Annotated in this window: 11 protein-coding genes and 2 pseudogenes; 8 read left to right on the forward strand and 5 right to left on the reverse strand. The window is 64.8% G+C overall.

The features are described 5' to 3' along the window. Nucleotides 1–220: 220 nt before the first annotated feature. Complete coding sequence (locus tag WMF11_RS49720; protein WP_437979411.1) at nucleotides 221–6,694, reverse strand: SIR2 family protein; 6,474 nt, start codon at nucleotides 6,692–6,694, stop codon at nucleotides 221–223. Nucleotides 6,695–6,790: 96 nt separating this feature from the next. Between WMF11_RS49720 and WMF11_RS49725 the strand changes: the two genes are divergently transcribed. Continuing rightward, nucleotides 6,791–7,588 (forward strand): SIR2 family NAD-dependent protein deacylase, encoded by a 798-nt coding sequence (locus tag WMF11_RS49725; RefSeq protein WP_437975766.1) that lies wholly within the window; start codon nucleotides 6,791–6,793, stop codon nucleotides 7,586–7,588. A 149-nt stretch (nucleotides 7,589–7,737) separates the two neighbouring features. Continuing rightward, nucleotides 7,738–8,164: pseudogene (locus WMF11_RS49730) on the forward strand (JAB domain-containing protein); the annotation flags it as partial. A 474-nt stretch (nucleotides 8,165–8,638) separates the two neighbouring features. On the opposite strand, the gene WMF11_RS49735 reads toward WMF11_RS49730, so the two are convergent. After that, on the reverse strand, nucleotides 8,639–9,610 hold the full coding sequence (locus WMF11_RS49735) for a LysR family transcriptional regulator (protein WP_437975767.1): 972 nt from the start codon (nucleotides 9,608–9,610) through the stop codon (nucleotides 8,639–8,641). 118 nt (nucleotides 9,611–9,728) lie between these two features. Between WMF11_RS49735 and WMF11_RS49740 the strand changes: the two genes are divergently transcribed. After that, entirely contained in the window at nucleotides 9,729–10,517 is a 789-nt protein-coding gene (locus WMF11_RS49740) for an SDR family oxidoreductase (RefSeq protein WP_437975768.1), read from the forward strand. 140 nt (nucleotides 10,518–10,657) lie between these two features. Beyond that, on the forward strand, nucleotides 10,658–11,548 hold the full coding sequence (locus WMF11_RS49745; RefSeq protein ID WP_437975769.1) for an alpha/beta fold hydrolase: 891 nt from the start codon (nucleotides 10,658–10,660) through the stop codon (nucleotides 11,546–11,548). 24 nt (nucleotides 11,549–11,572) lie between these two features. Here WMF11_RS49745 and WMF11_RS49750 read toward each other — a convergent pair whose 3' ends face one another. Continuing rightward, complete coding sequence (locus WMF11_RS49750; protein ID WP_437975770.1) at nucleotides 11,573–11,896, reverse strand: hypothetical protein; 324 nt, start codon at nucleotides 11,894–11,896, stop codon at nucleotides 11,573–11,575. 301 nt (nucleotides 11,897–12,197) lie between these two features. Between WMF11_RS49750 and WMF11_RS49755 the strand changes: the two genes are divergently transcribed. After that, nucleotides 12,198–13,151 carry an esterase/lipase family protein gene (locus WMF11_RS49755; protein ID WP_437975771.1) on the forward strand — a complete coding sequence of 318 codons (954 nt, stop codon included), beginning with the start codon at nucleotides 12,198–12,200 and terminating at the stop codon, nucleotides 13,149–13,151. Further along, on the forward strand, nucleotides 13,151–13,492 hold the full coding sequence (locus WMF11_RS49760; RefSeq protein WP_437547826.1) for a hypothetical protein: 342 nt from the start codon (nucleotides 13,151–13,153) through the stop codon (nucleotides 13,490–13,492). The genes WMF11_RS49755 and WMF11_RS49760 overlap by 1 nt, the downstream gene beginning before the upstream one ends. A 253-nt stretch (nucleotides 13,493–13,745) precedes the next feature. Here the strand turns inward: WMF11_RS49760 and WMF11_RS49765 are convergent. Further along, nucleotides 13,746–14,615, reverse strand: a pseudogene (locus WMF11_RS49765) (PA4780 family RIO1-like protein kinase); the annotation flags it as partial. Nucleotides 14,616–15,154: 539 nt separating this feature from the next. Here WMF11_RS49765 and WMF11_RS49770 point away from each other — a divergent pair. After that, nucleotides 15,155–15,760 (forward strand): Uma2 family endonuclease, encoded by a 606-nt coding sequence (locus tag WMF11_RS49770; protein ID WP_437906058.1) that lies wholly within the window; start codon nucleotides 15,155–15,157, stop codon nucleotides 15,758–15,760. A 61-nt stretch (nucleotides 15,761–15,821) separates the two neighbouring features. Beyond that, the gene (locus tag WMF11_RS49775) at nucleotides 15,822–16,322 is read left to right on the forward strand and encodes a VOC family protein (protein WP_437975772.1); all 501 of its coding nucleotides are present in this window, start codon (nucleotides 15,822–15,824) and stop codon (nucleotides 16,320–16,322) included. A gap of 41 nt (nucleotides 16,323–16,363) precedes the next feature. On the opposite strand, the gene WMF11_RS49780 is transcribed toward WMF11_RS49775, so the two are convergent. Further along, nucleotides 16,364–17,620: a PAS domain-containing protein gene (locus tag WMF11_RS49780; RefSeq protein WP_437975773.1), complete on the reverse strand. Its 1,257-nt coding sequence runs from the start codon at nucleotides 17,618–17,620 to the stop codon at nucleotides 16,364–16,366. Nucleotides 17,621–17,735 lie beyond the last annotated feature (115 nt).

Genomic DNA, 17,735 nt, shown 5'->3' on the forward strand with positions numbered 1-17,735 from the left:
CAACCTCGAGCGCCACTCTCGTCGAGCCCGTGCCCTGGTGTCGGGGCGCACGCAGGTCACACGGCGTGACAACTCGAGGGAGGTGCCCGGAATTGAAGAGCAGGACACGGCTGCTCCGGCTCCTGCGGGCCCCACGCATGAGCTTGGCATACCGCCTGGAGGGCCAGCATGTCCAGCCGACTTCATCGAACGATCGCGCAGATACCTTTGTCGAGACAGTTCAGGGTTTACTGGTGAAACGAACAAGGATCTCAGAAATCGGGACTGCTCCTCTTTGCTCGGCGTCTTTGTCGGAGCGAGCCGCTGATGAAATTAAGGCTGCGGTTTGGGCGAGGGTGCCGGCACTAATACCGGAGAGATGCGAGCCGGACGCCAGGCCCGAATCAGCGCCAATAGCTACTAACACAGTCGCGTCGGTCGTCGTCCACCCAGCCTGTTTCCACAGCGAGAAATCTTCCTTCAGCTTGCAGGTCGACTCTTCGAGGCGTGATTGGATCACAGAAATCCCACTTGCGTCTACGATCGTGCTCGCGTCCTTCAACACGCAGCGAATCTCAGCAAGCGTCGCAGAGTCTCGTCGAATAGCGATGATCTCGTCCCACTGAGCGTTCTCGAGATTAGGCAAGGAAATAGCCTGAGGCGCCAGAGAACTCCTCCGTCCGATGCCCTTCAGGACATCATAGACAGCTCTGTCTCCCTCTAGGTTGGGCAAAAAAGATGCACCAAGCGCCGAGCAAATCCGCGCGTGAAGCAATCCCAGGAGAATCACGTGAGTCTTGTCCTCAAAGTGCAGCTTATCACCCTTCTTGAGCTTGAAGTTAGGTTGGTCCTCACTCAGGCTGATCCCGATGGCCCCGAGCCTATGCCCCAAGTTGTATGCATCCTGATCAAGCTTCGTCGTTGCATCGACAACTGGCTTCGCGTCGCGAAGCTCGCTGACTACGCTCTTGAACTCGGCGCGGCGAGGAAAGAATACAGACTCCCATGGAACCAAACCAACCGCGCCGACCTCAATCAATGGGCGCAGTTGACGGAGTCCATCGAGAAGCTTCGGCAGATGTTCGAGAATCAGCGCTTTGCGAGTATCAGCGGGAGCGGTCCACAACGTGTTCCACGAAGTGCGGATGCTCTTCCTACCAGTGAAATAGGTCGAGCCCGACTCCGGCAGGCATCTCCATGCCTCACTTGCCTCGTGCGAGAAGAACGAGAAGACCGGATCCGGAAGCCACACTCGTTCATATACTAGCAGCGGATTCACGAGTGTAGCTGCAGGTAATCGTCTTTCGAGAAGTGCTGTGCTCTCGAACAGGCCGAAATGGACGGAGCCGCGTGCAGGCTCGGGCAACGGCCCATAGATACGCTCTACGGCATGCGACAACGCTCGCCAGTTCTTCATGCTGTAGCCTCGCAGGTTCACGTCTTCCTTCAGTAGGCCCCAGCCATCCAGAATATCAAATACGGTTGTCTTTGACTCACCTACCTCGATATTTTCTTGCATCGATTGGGGTTCGTCGCAGCCGCTGGAAACGACTGCCATCATTTGAGACGGTGCGCAAATGGTACTCCCGCCCCTCGTGTCCTTGTCGTCGTGTTCAGAATTGTTGTCGAGTAGCTGATGGAACAGGCGATCAGCCGCGTCGTCGAGTCTGTCCACTTCGTCCTCAAAGTGGTGCTCGAAACTGGCCGTCTTCATGAGCAGGCACTCGATCTCGGCGTATGCGCGCGGACTCTTCTCGAGAATCCTTACAATCTGGTTCTTTCTCCACCAATCGTTTGGCGTATTCATCACGATCGACAATTGACTCTCATAACCGGGGATGAGCACGAACCGGGGATGCAGGCTCAGGTGGTCCAGTCCACGCCAGAGCGGGGCATTGTCGCGGTGTTGAACTTTCTTTGCCCTGTGATCGAACCGCTGGACCCATCGGTACAGCAGCGCTGCGAGTACCGGATCGATCTCCGGTCCCTCGATTCGGCGCGCCATAGCGCATAGCACTTCGAAGAACGCATCAGTCCCTGAGCCTGAGTAACGTTCGAGGAATGGAACCATGCGGGCGTCCATGAACTTGAGTACGGGGTTCAGTCGGCTGATATCACTGAGCACCGGTATGAGCAAATCTGCGTGCTCGTTCAGTTCATCATAAAATCGATCGATGTCATTTTGAGCGGCCAGGCAGTCAATGAAGCTTTGGACGTACCCTGCATCATGGAGGAGTTCGCGGTGCCACGGAATGGCGCTCTGAAACCGGTTCGCTGCGGCTACTGCAGGTCGCAGTGCGGCCCGCAGCCTACTGCGATTATCTATCTGGCTCGGGTGCCCACTGCCGATCGTATAGCCGCCCCGCAAGAATTGGAGTTTTGGTTCCGACGGAAGCTGCGGCACATAGGTATAGTCCATGCTGGTGTCGAGCAGGAGGGCGAGATGCTTCTGCTCGTCGGTCGCGAGATCCGTCAAGACGAGCGGCGGCTTGGGATCGAAATGGAAATTCTCATCGGTCAGCGCTCTAACGACGTCCGGGTATTGAACAGATGTCCCCACGACATTCGGCGATTGTTGTGCCATAGGGAGGGTTTCCTCTGCCCAGGCTTTTCGAACTGGCAATCGAAATCTTATGCTTCGAAAGATGTTCGCGACGAATGGACTTCCATTCCACGGTGACGCCGCCGCGAGCGCTTCGAGTCTGTCCACGACTGCGGGTTCGAGAATTTCCACCGCGGTCCGCTCCTTAATGCACTTCATCAAGAGCCACGGATGATATGCGATAGAAATCTGCTCTTCGATGAGCTCTGTCTTCCCGCATAACCGTAGAGCCCGCAGCACCGCTGCATGAAGGATAGGAATGTTCAATTCCCAAATCACTAGATCTGGCGCGTTGTTATTGTGCGGCCATCCATGATGCAGGAGTCGAGTAAAAAGCCAGCTTGCTGCATCCTTCCCAGTGGGAACTCCATCGTTACGAGAGTCGCTCTCTCGCCAGCAGTCCTCGAAGATGTCGCCGAAGAGTTTGACAAAACGTTCCTTTCCAGCGACGAAGCGCTTAAACATCCCCGGGGCTTCCTCGAGTGTGAGGACGGATATAACGGAGTGAGCGAGCAACCTGTAATCCTGATCAATGTGAAACGGCGAGCGCTCCTGTAAAACTACCGGTGCTATCCTCTCGAGCGCGGCCTCATAGGGGAGCCTGCCCGCTGCCAAAATCGCTGCTCTCCGGAGCTGCCAGTGGTTCGTTGGATCCGTTGCACACGCGATAAGATGCTCGCTCGCAGAGGCATCACGCAGCCTTGTGGCAAGAATACACCGCCAAAGCGATCCATTGGGCAACGTCGTCCACAGGGTCTCGAATCCCGACGAGGAGCGCGGTCCGCTAGCGATCGCCGCCACAGCCATCGATTGCGCAACTCCATCGTCCATTTCCTCAGCGCAGCATTCTAGAAGTCTGGGGAGCGCTCGACGTGAGCGTCGGGTACAAAGCGTAATTGCACCACACAGGCGAATTCTCGGTTCCGGGTGAGAGATGACTCGAAGAAGCATATTTAGCGAACTCGATAGAGGAAGGGTACCGAGTTTCATAACGAGAGGGACAAATAATTGTGCCTTCTCGCTGTCCGCTCTTGACAACTGTTCTTCGAGCAACGGAATCGCTTCCTCGAACGGATTCACCGCGCATTCCATCAGCGCTAAAAACTCGAAAAATTCCACCCGCTTGGAATCGGGATCGGATTCGCGCAGCCTGGAGAGGAGCTTTCCTACGTCTGCGCCAGCCGCAGCTAAGACGGTGATGTCGCCTATGCGCTCATTGATGTCGCGGTTGGGATCAAGCAGTTTCTTCTCGTATGTCTGCTTATCGATAAGGGTTGGAACGAACGCAGGGATTAACTTGGCGAAGGTGCCAAGTCGACTTTTTCGCACGAGCAAGGGCTCACAGAGCGCAAGAAGAGAAGGCTCAGCCAAGAATAGCAATACGCGAATGGCGCTCTCCAAAATGCTCTCTTCTTCGGCGCTCGCCTGAAGGAGCTTGATGCACTGTTCCCGCAAGATACGGCGTTGCGACCAGACGAATCCGGAGAAGGGGCCCAGGAGCGCGGAACGGGCCACAATCATTGCCGAAGGCTCGACTTCGGGCAGCGAGGCCAGGAACTCGACGACATCGGTCGGCTCTTCCATAAGAAGAGGAATTTCCGGTGTGACGAACTCCCCGAGGCGGCGCCAGTCGATGGGCTCTTCGTACGAGACGAGAAACTGGAAGGCTTCTTTCAGGATCTCTCGTCGCCTGTCGAAGAGCAATGTTGGGAGCATGTGTAGCCTCTTTGCTGGAGGCTGGTGACCAAATAGCTCGATGATTCGCGAGTCTATTCGCACCTCGGCTCGGCGCGCTCCAGTTCGGATCCAGCCGAGTCTCGTGTGCCTATCGCCGTGCTTGAGGTCGGATTCCAGCGCGAACTGGAGTAAATCGTAGAGCTTGGTACCGTCGCAGTAGAGGATCGCCTCTACCATTTTCCATGCCCACTGATAGTCTTTGTCGAAGCGCTCCTGCTGCTGGCGCACCTGCCGGAGCAGATCTTCGGCCGCGCTTGCGTTGCCGAGCTTGCGAAGGATGCCGGGCAGCAGGTACGCGTTATTTGGAAGCGTATCTCGTACCAGCAGACCGATCACCTCCGGCGCCGAGATAACGTGATGCTCCGTGACATACTCCGCGAGCGCTTCCCAGTGCTCGCCTGTGAGGAACGCGTCTCGCGCCCGCTTATGGGCATCGTCCTGCTTTCCGGCCTTACCTAGGTGCAGGATCTCCGCCGTCAGTAAGCCTCGCTCGCGACACCATGTCGCAATGGCTTCATGAGCGCGTCGGCGCGTGCCTGTTCCGAGCAGAAGCTCGAGACCCGCGCGTACGGTCTCGAGCATCTCGAATCGCTCCGCGTCACGCTGCCGCAACAGCCCGAGCGTGCGCAGTTCGCGCACCGCAAGCGCGATATTTTCATCGGGAAAGATGGCTTGCGCGTCATCTTGCCGGAAGGGGAGCAGGAAGCATACGAGCCTCTCCGCGGCTGGCAGTGCTGCCGGGGACACCCTGCCAAAGCGCTCTTGCTCGGCGCGGCTCAACATGGTGTCCGCGGGCGACGCTGAAATCTCCGCCATCTTCTCGAGGGACTCGGCGCGCGCGAGAGCGTGCGCGAGGGAGGCGGAGAGATAGCCCGAGCGTCCAGCGGTAATACGATGGTAGATGTCGTGTAGCGCGGTACGATCGGTGCTGGTATGAAAATGGCTCACGAGCCTCACAAACTCTTGGAAGTGGAATCCGCGGACATCGAGGTGCTCGACGCCAATTTCCTTTCGCTCCAAAGGAGTGAGATCACGAAGGGCTTGCTCTTGGCCGAAGATCGCGATGCAGGTCCGAGGAGAGGCGATAGAGCGGACAAAGGCGGCAAGATGCCGCGCGAACCCTGGATTGCAGGTGCCCTCCACCAGATCCACCACAAGCAGGATGGACCGCTCGCATGCTCCCAGCGCACGTGCGACGTCGCGGATTACCTGCTCCTCGGCCACGTCGGAGCGGATTGCAAGGCCGAACGCAGCGCCGAAGCCGGTGCGATGGAGCTCGAAGGTGACTCCGACCAGCACGTTCCGGAGTCGGTCTTCGTTTCTAACTTCTACATAGTAAACGGCGCGATCCGGATCGGACAACTGGAGGTGCTCGACCGTTTCTGTTGCCAGGCTCGTCTTGCCGGAGCCGGAGATCCCGACGATCTCAATGGCTTTGCTCCGGTTCATCTGCACGATCCGTGCGATGATGTCGGATCGGCGGACGTGATGGCTTTCCAAGGGTGGGGGAGTCGTGACGGCGATTGCATTCGGCCAGAAGCGCTTAAGATCGAGAGCGGCTGCGGCGAGCTTGCGCAGGATGCGCGCGACCTCGTCGTGCTTGCCGTCCCTGTTTTCGTACGAGATCACCTTCACGCCCGCCTTGGCGAGCATCCTGCGCTGGTGCGCTTTGCCGGGATCCTCCACCATGAGCGCGAAGTGGCGAGGCGGCTGATCGGCGAGCAGCGCGCGGGCTTGGCGGAGAAGCTCTTCGAAGACGTCTTCCGTGAGTTCGCAGCCCACGAAGAGCATAGTGCTGGAGAGGAAGAGTGCGCTGAAGACCTGCTTGAAAGCCTGATCCGCATACACAGCATCGTGTTGCTGCCGAGTAAAGACCCATGTGGAGCGGTCGATGAGCGTGCCGTGCAGTTTGAGGATGAAGCCGCTTCGTCGCTGGGCTAGGTCCCCCGTTGCTTTCGTGAGCGATGGGATTTGGCTGCCGGTGGCCCGCTCGATCAACTGGTCAACGTTGGTCGTTAGGATCGCGCGTATACCGGGAGCGATGGCGCCAATGGCGCCGATGACCTCGGGCAGCACGAGGTCGCGGTCATTCAGGTGGCCTTCCATGGCTACGCCGAACTCGTTGGCGCCGAGCGCCGCCTCCAGGGCCGAGAGCGCGTCGATGAGCCTGTCCCTCGACGCCAGTGCCTCGACCTCCGCCAGCGTCGGCTCTGCGACACCGCCGGCTCGGGCGTGCTCAACGAGAAGCGCGACAAGGCGCCTGCGCCCTCCAACCCCGGCCGCCTCGGAGATCCCCTCGCCCACGACGAGCACCAGGCCCCCGGCACGAAGGGCCTCCTTCAACTCCTCCAGCGTGGGATCCTCGGCCATGACCATGAACTGCAAGTTCAGCGCCGAGGTGCTGCGACGTCAAGGTCGCGGGCCCCGAATGACGCGCTGCGCGGGAGCGGCGACCATGCTACCGTAGGCTCCATGCCTCCGTCCCCCGACATCCAGCGTGATCTTCGTGCCGCCTATAGCACAGGAAATCTCGTCGTCTTCGTGGGCGCGGGGGTTCCGGCGGCTGCCGGCCTCGACGACTGGCCCAGGCTCGCTAAACGGCTGCGGAGGCGCCTCCAAAGCGAGGGCAAGCCGCAGCAAGTGCTCGCCGAGGTAGGCGACCTGATCCGCAAGGGGCAGCTTGTTGACGCCCTCTCTGCAGCAAAGCTCGCGCTCGGCGAGCATGAGTTCAACCTGGCGGTGGAGAACGCCGTGGACGACAGCAAATTGGTGGTCCCCGATGTCGCTGCTGCGATCGCTGAGCTGAGGCCGAAGCTCCGGGCCGTCATTACCACCAACCTAGACAGTATCATGGAGAGAGCCTTCCTGGGCGCTTGGCCCACGCTCACGGCTCCCACCGGCGACCTGGCGCAGCGCCGGGAGTACATCCTAAAGCTTCACGGCACTCGCCTCGATCGCAGCACTTGGGTGTTCACGCGCGACCAGTACGACCAGGCGACCTTCGGGCGGCCGCAGCACCGCGCGATCTTCGAGGCGATATTCCGCGCGTACCCGATCCTCTTCGTCGGCTACGGGCTCATCGATGACGATCTCGAACAGACCCTCGGCGCAACTCGGGCGCTGGCTGGAGGGCAGCCGCCGCAGCACTTCGCGCTCCTGCGCGACCCTCTGCCGCCCCATCGGCGTAAGAAGCTCGACGACGCCGGAGTTCGGCTCCTCGTGTACGACAACCACACCGACGTACCGGTGCTTCTTCGCGCTATCCGCTAAGAATCACTCTCTGGTAATTGACGCGGCGCATTGATTTTCAGCAGGTTTGGAAGGCTCGCCGGACCCCTCTTCATTCCAGCCCGCCGACCTGACGGGCGACGCCACCGGAGGTGCTTATCCGCTGCAGGAGCCGCTTCCTCCCGCGATACGCCGCCTTCGAGCTCGTCGGCCGCTACCACGCTGCCCGCGCGCCGAGGAGCGCTCCTCACCGACGCCGCCCGCGTGGCGCGTTATTTCGGCCCGAGGCTGGCGTCCCTGGTCCACGAGGAGCTCTGGACCGCAGCGCTCGACAGGCACGGCCGCGTCCGCGAGACGCGCCTGCTCACCCGCGGTGGCGTCGACGTCCTCACCATCGACGCCGCGACCGTCCTGCGCACCGTGCTGGACATGGCGGCCTTCTGCCTCGTCCTCGCCCACAACTGCCCCAGCGGCGATTCCACGCCGACCCGCGAGGACGAAGCGATGACCCAGGAGCTGCGCCATTTCTCCGCGGAGCTACACGTCCCGCTCACGGCCCACGTCATCGTCATCGTCATCGTCACGCCCAGCGGGCGCTACGCCGCCGTCCACGAGTAGACCATCGCGGCGCACAGCGCCCCTGCGCATCCAGCTGCCAGCCTCCAGCGCACCGCCCCGGCCGGGAGCTCCGCGGGCCTCCGGCAGCCGTACGACGAGCTGGAGAACATGGAGCCACCGATCGTGGCTTGGTTGCCCCAACCTCGGTCGGGTCACTCCGCCCCGTGGCTGGGGACCCGTCGCCTCACCACGAGCGGGGCGTCCACGCGCAGGTTGAGCAGGTCGTCAGGCAAGAAACGCGTGATCGCGCGGACAGAGCTCACGCCGGACGAAGCCCTGTCAGGTGTCAAAGAGTGACCTCGGGTGGATCCGGTGGGCTCACGATGCGTTCGGCCAGCCCATCTCGGGGGCGCAGCGAGCGGCAGGAGCTTCTGCGAGAGGAAGAAGACGCCCTTCAGGTGGACGCTCGAGAGCGCGTCGACCTGCGCCTCACAGCCAGCCTGCGAGCGATCGACGCCCTTCACCGCGTGCGCTTCACCGCGCCGGAGCGGGCGAACGGCTTTGCGCTCTTCCCTGCAGCGATCCGACGACGTTCGCCACGATGTCGCGGACGAACCGCCCTGCCGGATCGTCGTCGGTGGCGCGCGACCACAAGAGCTCGAGCCGCGCGCCCTTGAGAGAGAACGGCACGGGGATCGCGCGCAGATGCGATCGCGCCCGGATGAGGTGGTCAGCGAGCAGCGACGGCACCGTGGCCACGAGGGAAGAGCCCTCGATGAGATCCGCGATGTAGCCGAAGGAGTGCACGGAGACGCGGACCGTCCTGGCTTTGCCCAGCGCGTCTTCCACGATGCCTCGCGTGTCGCCGGCGTACGAGACGACGATATGCTCCTGGGCGAAGTAAGCGCGCTCGGTGAGCGGGCGAGGGAGCCTGGTGAAGCGCGCGTCGTACAGGCAAACGAACGCCTTCGGCCCGCTCGGGTGTGCGGTGAGCGGCTGGCGGAGGATGGATTTCGGCAGCTCGTCCGCCACGGTGACGGCGAAGTCGATCTTGCTCGAGAGCAGGCTCTCCTCGACGGTCCGGAACTGCACGGGCAGCACGATGAACTGCATGCGCGGCGCCTCGGCGCGGAGCCGGGCTATCAACCTCGGGAGGATCACGGATTCTAGCCCGTCGGCGAGCCCGAACCGGATCGTGGCGGTCGAGAGCTTCGGATCGAAGCGCGGCGCCGCCGTCGCGGCGGCGATGAGCGGCGTGAGGTGCGCGCGCGCCGCCGCGAGCAGCTCGGCGCCGCGCGTCGTCAGCGCGACGCCGCGACCCTGACGGGTGATGAGCTCTGCGCCGACGAAGGTCGCGAGCCTCCGCATCGAGGCGCTCACGGCCGGCTGCGTCACGTAGAGGCGCGACGCAGCGCGCGTGAGGCTCCCTTCCTCCGCGACCACCACGAACACGCGGAGCAGGTTCAGATCGAGATCGCGACCATAACCATCGTTTATGTTCCCCATCACGACTATCCATTAGCATTTCTGTTTGCTCCGCCGTACTCCTTTCCGTGGGTCGCGGCGCCGGCGGAGGCGTCGAACGCGTGAACGCTCCCTCGGAGCTCGAGACAGAGGTCCAATCATGAAACTCCAAGGCAACACCATCCTCATCACAGGTGGAAGCGGCGGCATCGGCTTCGAGCTCGCGTCGCAGCTCCTCCGCCGCGGCAACACGGTCATCGTGACAGGCCGCGACCAAGGCGCGCTCGACGCCGCGCGGCGGAGGCTGCCTGGGCTACGGACCGTCCGGAGCGACGTGCGAGACCCGCAGGCGATTGCGGCCCTCCACGAGCACGTGATGAAGGACTTCCCCGCGATGAACGTCCTCATCAACAACGCAGGGATCATGCGCAAGGTCAACCTGCAGACCTTCGGCGCCGATCTCCAGGGCATCACGGAGGAGATCGAGATCAACCTGAGCGGCTCGATCCGGATGGTGATGCAGTTTCTCCCGCACCTCAAGGCCCAGCCCCGCGCGGCGATCGTCAACGTGTCGTCGGGGCTCGCCTTCAACCCTTACCCGATCGCCCCGATCTACGGCGCGGCGAAGGCGGGGATCCACTCGTTCACGCAGTCGCTGCGCGTCCAGCTCAAGCAGACGAACGTCAGGGTCTTCGAGCTGGCGCCTCCGGCGGTGGACACGCCCCTGAACCACACGTTCGCCGACGAGCTCCGGGGCACGCCGCTCATGAGCGTCGCGAAGCTCGTCGATGAGGCCCTGAAGGGGATCGAGAGAGACCGCCTGGAGATCCGCGTCGGCTTCGCGAACGTCTCCAAGCTCATGAGCCGGATCGCGCCGGGCTTCATCCTCAAGCAGCTCAGCAAGCCGGTCGATCAGATGCTCGCGCAGATGAAGCAGCTGAGCAGCTAGAAGCCCATGGATGCATGTTGCACGGGAGCAGGCGGGACGAGGAGCCCTCGCCGGCGCTGCGCGAGCCTGGTTCATCGGCCGCCGTGTCACAGAGGGCCGGGAAGGAGCGCGCGATGGTGACGGAAGCACGAAGCGGCCGAGTGGGCCGCTCTTCGACATCGAAGGAACCCTACGCGGCGGGCGCCGTGACCTCCAGGGACGGCACCACGATCGGCTACCGCCGGATCGGCCGAGGTCCCGGCGTCATCCTGGTGCAAGGAGCGATGGGGACCGCCGCCAACTACGACCAGCTCGCGAGGGCCTTGGCCAACGACTTCACGGTCTACCTCCCTGACCGGCGGGGGCGGGGCATGAGCCCGCGGGAGTACGACGCCGGGCACTCCATCGAGAGAGAGGTCGAGGATCTCGAGGGCCTCCTCTCACGAAGCGGCGCCCGGCTCGTGTTCGGGCTCAGCTCGGGAGCGATCATCACGCTCGAGGCCGCCCGCGCCTTGCCTTCCATCCGCAAGGCGGCGGTCTACGAGCCCCCGTTTTATCTCGAGGGAGTGCCCCTCGATGAGATCGCTCGCTTCAACGACGAGATCCGCCGCGGGCAGCTGGCCTCGGCGCTCGTCACGGTAAGCAACATCGTGCGTCTCGCCCCGGGGTTCCTCGCTGTGGTCCCGCGCCCGCTGCTCACGCTGGCGACGAGGGGATTTCTCCGCCTGGACGACAGGAGGGGCTCAGGGCGGTACGCGCCGGTGCGCGAGTTGCTCCCGGCGATGCGCTTCGATTTCAAGATGGTCGTCGACAGGGGAGGAAGCATCACCTCGTTCAAGGCCGTCGAAGCCGAGATCCTCCTGCTCGGAGGCACGAAGAGCCCGAGGTACCTGAAGAACGCCCTCGATGCGCTGGAGACGATCCTCCCCAGGGGCCAGCGCACAGAGCTTGAAGGCGTCGGTCACGAGGCTCCCTGGAACGCCGATCGGGGAGGGAGCCCCGAGCTCGTCGCGCAATCCCTGCGCGGGTTTTTCAGGGAAGACCGCGCCTGAGCTCAGCGAGATACTCTTCCGACACTACCCCGACCTCGGTCGGGTCGCTCCGACGAGCTCGATGCGGCTCCACACGTCGCCCTCACACGAGCCCTCGGCCTCCATCCAGGCGCGGCAGAGCTCACACTCGGTATAGATCTCGAAGTGCGCGGGCAGCCGGAAGCGCTCCCGGTCAGACGCCGGTATGGCGCATTCCTCGTCGACGTGTTGCCGCGGCGGTGAAGGCATCCCCTGCACCCATTCGAACAGGCCGCAGGGACCGTCCTTTCCCTGCCAGCCGTCGACCATGGTCCCACACCTGGGGCAAGCGAGCTGCGGCACCGGCGTATACCAGTCGAACATCCCCATGATGAACACCTGTCAATGAGGTCGGTCCGCCCGACGGCTCGGTGGTGCGCTGCCGCGCCGCGGGCGGGGTCAGCACCAGCGCTCCGTCGGTCGCACCTTCCGCGGCATCTTGAACGGTTCGCGACCTGGACGCCACGCGGCTCCGCCTCGTCTCGCCGCCTGTTCGCGTAGCGGATCCGTCGGTGGGGTTCGGGCGCTCGGTATTCCCAGGGCGTCGTCCTCCGAGGGCCACCGTCCGGCGCTGCGGGGCCCGGCGTCGCCCCCGGCGCCGATCCGTGCCAGGATGCGGCCGGGTCGTCGCATGGGAAACCACCTGGAGCGGGTCGTCGGGGTGCTCAACGGCGTCCTCGGCGACTACCTGAAGCGGACCAGCAACGGCCTCGCGACCGCGATGCAGCTCGTCCGCGACGGGCACCCCGTGCCGGTTGCCAGGGCATTTCCCGCGGCCGTCTCTGCCCAGACCACGCCCCGCGTCGTCGTGCTCGTGCACGGGCTGATGAGCACCGAGGAGGTCTGGACGATGCCGGACGGCGAGACCTACGGATCGCTGCTTGCGCGCGACCTCGGCTACACGCCGTTTCATGTGCGGTACAACAGCGGCCTTCGTGTCTCCGAGAACGGCGAGGCCCTCGATGTCCTCCTCGAACAGCTCGTCTGCGCCTACCCTGTTGCGGTGGAGGAGCTGGCCCTCATCGGCCACAGCATGGGCGGCCTCGTCGCGCGCAGCGCCGCGCACGCGGCGAGCGACAAGGATCGACGGTGGCTGCCCCTCGTCAAGCGGGCCTTCTATCTCGGAACACCGCACCTCGGCGCCCCGCTGGAGCGCTTTGGCAACGTGGTCACGTGGGCGCTCGCGAGCATCGACAATCCGTACACGAAGCTCATCGCCGACATCGTCAACCTCCGCAGCGGCGGGATGAAAGACCTGGCGTATGCCAATCTACGCCGCGAGGACTGGGAGGGCGCCAGCGCGAACGCCCTGCTCCAGAATCGCCGCCATCCCGTGCCCCTGCTCCCCCACATTCGCCATCATCTCATCGCCGGCGCGCTCACGGCCGACCCGAGGCTCTCCCTCCTGTTCGGGGACGCGATGGTCTCGCTGCGGAGCGCCACGGGGCGGGCGGTCGCCGAGGACCGGTGCTCGCCCTTCCCTCAGGAGCACGCGCGGATCATGCCGTCGCTCGGGCACCTGCGCCTGGCTCACGACCCGGACGTCTACGCGCAGATCCGCGCGTGGTGCGAGGAGGCGGTGTGATGGACCGGTGGCGCGGCCTGAAGGACCTCGTGCAGGACGCGGTCGACCACGGCTCCCGGCGCGTGGAGCGCATCCAGAAGGACGCGGCGAAGCTGCCCTTCGACCTGCTGGAGCAGATCCCCCCGATCAAGGCGCCCGTGAGGGGGATCCGGCTCATCCACGATACGACGCTGTCCGGCGTCCACGGGGCGATCCGCCTCGTCAACCGCGCCGTGGGGGGCGCGGTGGATGTGGTCCTCTTTCTCGTGGAGCAGAAGGCACGGCCGGGGGAGGCGCCGGCCGGCAGCGCGGGCGCCACGCCGGACGCGCCCTCCGGGAGCTCGGACGACAAGGTGATTTGAGCCCGGCGGCTCGGAGACTTCAAGCCCGGCGGGTGTTCGCCGCGCCGCCCGCCTGTGCTGGGCGAGAGTTCGCCGCGCCGCCCGCCTGTGCGGAGCGAGAGTTCGCGGCGCCGCCCGCCTGTGCTGGGCGAGAGTTCGCCGCGCCGCCCGCCTGTGCTGGGCGAGAGTTCGCGGCGCCGCCCGCCGGTGCTCCCTGAGCGTTCCGGCGTGCGCGGTCTCGCGGGCTGCTCGGTAGAATCACCACCTCGACCTTGCGAGGCGGGGACGATACGCCCCGCATGCTCCGCCCCTGCGCCTCACGGCGGCGGCGCTCGTCGTGGTTGGCATCGCTGATGAGCTCCAGGACCGAGTCGGTATCGACCCGCCTCGAAGACGCCTGGAAACGGCCGCTCAGCCGTGTCTCGGGCGTGAGCTGGCTGCACGCGTAGAGCTCCCACATCTCCTGCGCGTAAGGGCGGGGCTGCCGGTTGGGAGCGAACCGAGAGAGGAAGCGCTGGAGGTTGTCGACGTCGCGCAGCAGCAGCTTTCGCGCGTTCTGATTGCTGGAAGCGTCCACTGCCTGCGGGAAATCGATGACGACCGGCCCGTCCGCCCCCATCAGCACGTTGAAGTCGGACAGATCGCCGTGCACGACCCCGGCGCTCAGCATCCGGACCGCTTCTGCCAGCAATCGGTCGAAGACCCTCACCGCCTCGTCGGGGTTCAGTCTCACCTCGGCGAGCCGCGGGGCCGGGCTGCCGTCGGCGTCGGCGATGAGCTCCATGATCAGCACACCGTCGATGAAATGGTGAGGTATCGGGACGCGCACCCCCGCGCTGTGCAGGCGGAAGATCATGTCCACCTCGGTCGATCTCCAGGCGGCTTCGTCCTGCGCACGACCATGGCGCGAGCGCTTGTTGATCGCGCGCTGATCGCGGCTGTTGCGCACCTTGCGCCCCTCCGTGTACTCCGCCCGGTTCTTGAAGGTCCGGTCCTGCGCCTGTTTGTAGACCTTGGCCACCCGAAGCTCGCCGCCGGAGCGCACCAGGAAGACCTCCGCTTCCTTGCCGCTCATCAGCGGGCGCACGACCTCCTCGATGAACCCTTCGTCGGCCAGAGACATCAGGCTGCTGGGAATTCGCATCTCGTTCTTGCTTCTCCGCCGGGGATCGTTCTCCGCCTTCTAGCCACACGACCTGGGGCGCCGCAACTGGATTGGTCCTCCCCGCTTCCGCGGACACCCCGGACGACACCAGGGAGCAGGAATGGGACGGTGAAGGAGGAGGGCGTTCACGCCCGAGTCGAAGGCGGAGGTGTCACGGCTGGCGAAGGTGGGCGACCGGAGAGCATCGGCCAGGTGGCGACGGACCTCGACCTGACCGAGACGGCGCTGCGCGGCTGGATCAGGCGCACGGAGGGGATAAGACGAACAAGGGCGATCGCGGGGAGCAGGGGCAACAGCTGCGAAGTTGCCGAAGCGTGCATATAAGGATTTCGCTGTGCCCGAAGCGCCGGAACGCCGCGGGGCCGGTAGAGTGGACGCAGGCCCGCCTCCGGCGACCGCCTGCGCGCCGGCATCCTCGTCCCTGGGCTCCGGCATCGTGAGCCAGGCGCCCGACCTCGGGCGGCGCTGGAGCAGGCCCTCGCCCCGGCCGCAACCGCGCTCTCGTGGTAGGGTCGGCCATGAGCACCGGCGTGCTGTCGCATCACCTGGATCCTGCCCGCAACGCACCGGAGGTCGAGGCAGCATTCGCGGCGGTGCCGCCCGAGCAGGTGGCAGAGATCCTCGACGGGGAGCTCTTCACCTTTCCGCGGCCCGGCCGCCCTCACACGCGCAGCGCGTCGCGCCTGACGATGAAGCTCGGCAGCGCCTTCGACCTCGGCGATGGAGGGCCCGGCGGCTGGGTGCTCCTGGATGAGCCGGAGCTCCACCTTGGGCCGCGGCCTGACAAGGTGGTGCCCGATCTCGCAGGGTGGAAGCGGGAGCGCATGCCGGACGCCCTCGGAGACGAGGACACGCCGGCGCACTACGACGTCCCTCCGGACTGGATGTGCGAGGTGATCTCGCCGCGTACAGAGCGCGTCGACCGGGGGAAGAAGATGCGGATTTACCGGCGCGAAGGTGTCGGGCACGTGTGGCTGCTCAGCCCCTTGCTGCGTACGCTCGAGGTGTACCGGCTCGAGGGCGGACGGTGGGTGCTTCTCGAGACCTACGAGGAGGACGCCAAGGTGAGGGCCGAGCCGTTCGATGCGGTGGAGCTCGATCTGGCGGCCATCTGGACCAGATGACCGATCGCGGGCCGGTCACGAAGCGCGCTCCACCGGTCGGAGCTGGGCTACCGTGATCGCCATGAACCTCGCCGGAATCGCCCACATCCAGCTGTCGGTCACGGATTTCCCGCGCAGCCGCGCGTTCTACCGCGCGCTGTGCGAGCACTTCGAGATGCAGTGCCAGTACGACGATCCGGGCAGCGAGAACGAACGGCCCACGCTCTATTACATCGGCGGCAAGACCGGCCTGTTGATCCGCCCCGTGAACCCGGAGCACGCCGGCGCCCGCTTTCACCAGTACAAGCCCGGGCTGCACCACCTGTGCTTCCGCGCCCGCAGCCGCGAGGATATCGACGCATTCCACGCGTTCTTCGAGAGCACGCTGGCCGCGCTCGGCGGCAAGCTCGTGCAGGCGCCGCAGGACGGTGCGTGGGCGGCAGGCTACTACTCGATCGTGTTCGAGGATCCGGACGGCATCCGGCTCGAGATCAACCACGTCCCTGGCAAGGGCAACCTGTCCGAGGGCGTCGAGCTTCCGCTGCCCGCGCGCGTCCCGGGGGGCGTGCCCGAGCAAGCGTGAGGGATGCTGATGCTCCGCCCCACGGGCACCTCCACGTCCGCTCAGCCGGGGATGGATCCCCCTCTGCGCTCCCTGGTCCGCAGCGCGTAATCGATGCCGCTGCGCAGCGTGGCCTCTGTCACGAGGCCCTGCCAATCCACGCCGAGGTCGATGAGCATCCGCGCGATGGCTGGCTGAATGCCCGTGAGCACGACCCTCGCCCCGAGCAGCCCCACCGCGCGAGCGGCTTGCATGAGCACCCCCGCCACCTGGGCGTCGACCGATCTCACCCCCGTGATGTCGATGATGGCGATGGTCGCCTGGTGCGCGCCGACCCCGGAGAGCAAGGTCTCGATGATCCGGCTCGCCCGCTCCGGATCGAGCGTGCCGATGAGCGGCATGACGAGCACCCCGTCGGCGATCGGCAAGAGCGGCGTCGCGAGCTCCCGGATGATCGCCTGTTGCGCCGCGATGACCGCCAGCTGCGCCTCCTGGCGCTCGGCCTCCGCCCGCTTGATGGCCGTGATATCGATGGCCGCGCCCCCGACCGTCCCCTCCGGGAGGCCAGGACCCCGGACGGGAAACTTGACGGAATGGAACAGCCTTATGCCTTCCGTAGGGTGAGGGACGCTCTCCTCGAACATCGTCGCGACGCCGGTGTTCCTCACCGCGTCGTCCGCGGCCTTCACCTGAGCGACGATGTCGTCCGGGAGCATGTCGTGGTCGCGCATGCCAGCGCCGCTCCCCGGCTCCATGCCCATGAACCGTTCGAATTGAGCGTTGAGCACGACATACCTGCTGTCCGAATCCTTGGCGAACATCATGGCAGGCATGTACTCAAGGAACGCGTGGAACAGGGCTTCGCTCTTCTGCAGCTCCACCTCACGGCGCGCTCTCTCGGTGACATCCTCGGCCGAGACGAGGATCTGATGCGCCGCCCCGTCGTCTCCGCGCCTGAGGACCACACAGCGCAGGGCAAAGGAGCGCTCGACGTCTCCGGTGCACCGCGCGCGCAGCGCGCGTTCGAGGGGCTGGCCGTCCAGTGAAGCCGTGAGCTGCCGCACATGACCCGCTGACGCGTCGAGGTCCTCGGGGTGGATGCGAGAGATGAGGGTCTCCCAGGCGCGCTCCGGCGTCTCCTGGTCGCTGATCCCGAGCGCCCGGACGAAGGCGCGATTGCGGGCGACGATCCGCCTGTCCCTGAGATCGAGGACACAGAGGATGGTCGGCGCCAGATCAAATATCTGCTCGACCAGCGTGCCTTCCAGCCCCGTTGCCCGCGCGGCCATCGAGCCGTTCGAGGTAGGCGTATCCGTCATAGTGTCCGTGCCCTCCTCGTTGACGCCTAGCGGATTTCTTCGCCTCTGTGGTGCGAGAATTCGGTGCCGCACGGCGGAACAGGCGGGCGAACGAGCGCATGGCCAGCTGGGCAGA

It is taken from the genome of Sorangium sp. So ce295 (assembly GCF_051527405.1).
Classification (GTDB): domain Bacteria; phylum Myxococcota_A; class Polyangia; order Polyangiales; family Polyangiaceae; genus Sorangium; species Sorangium cellulosum_B.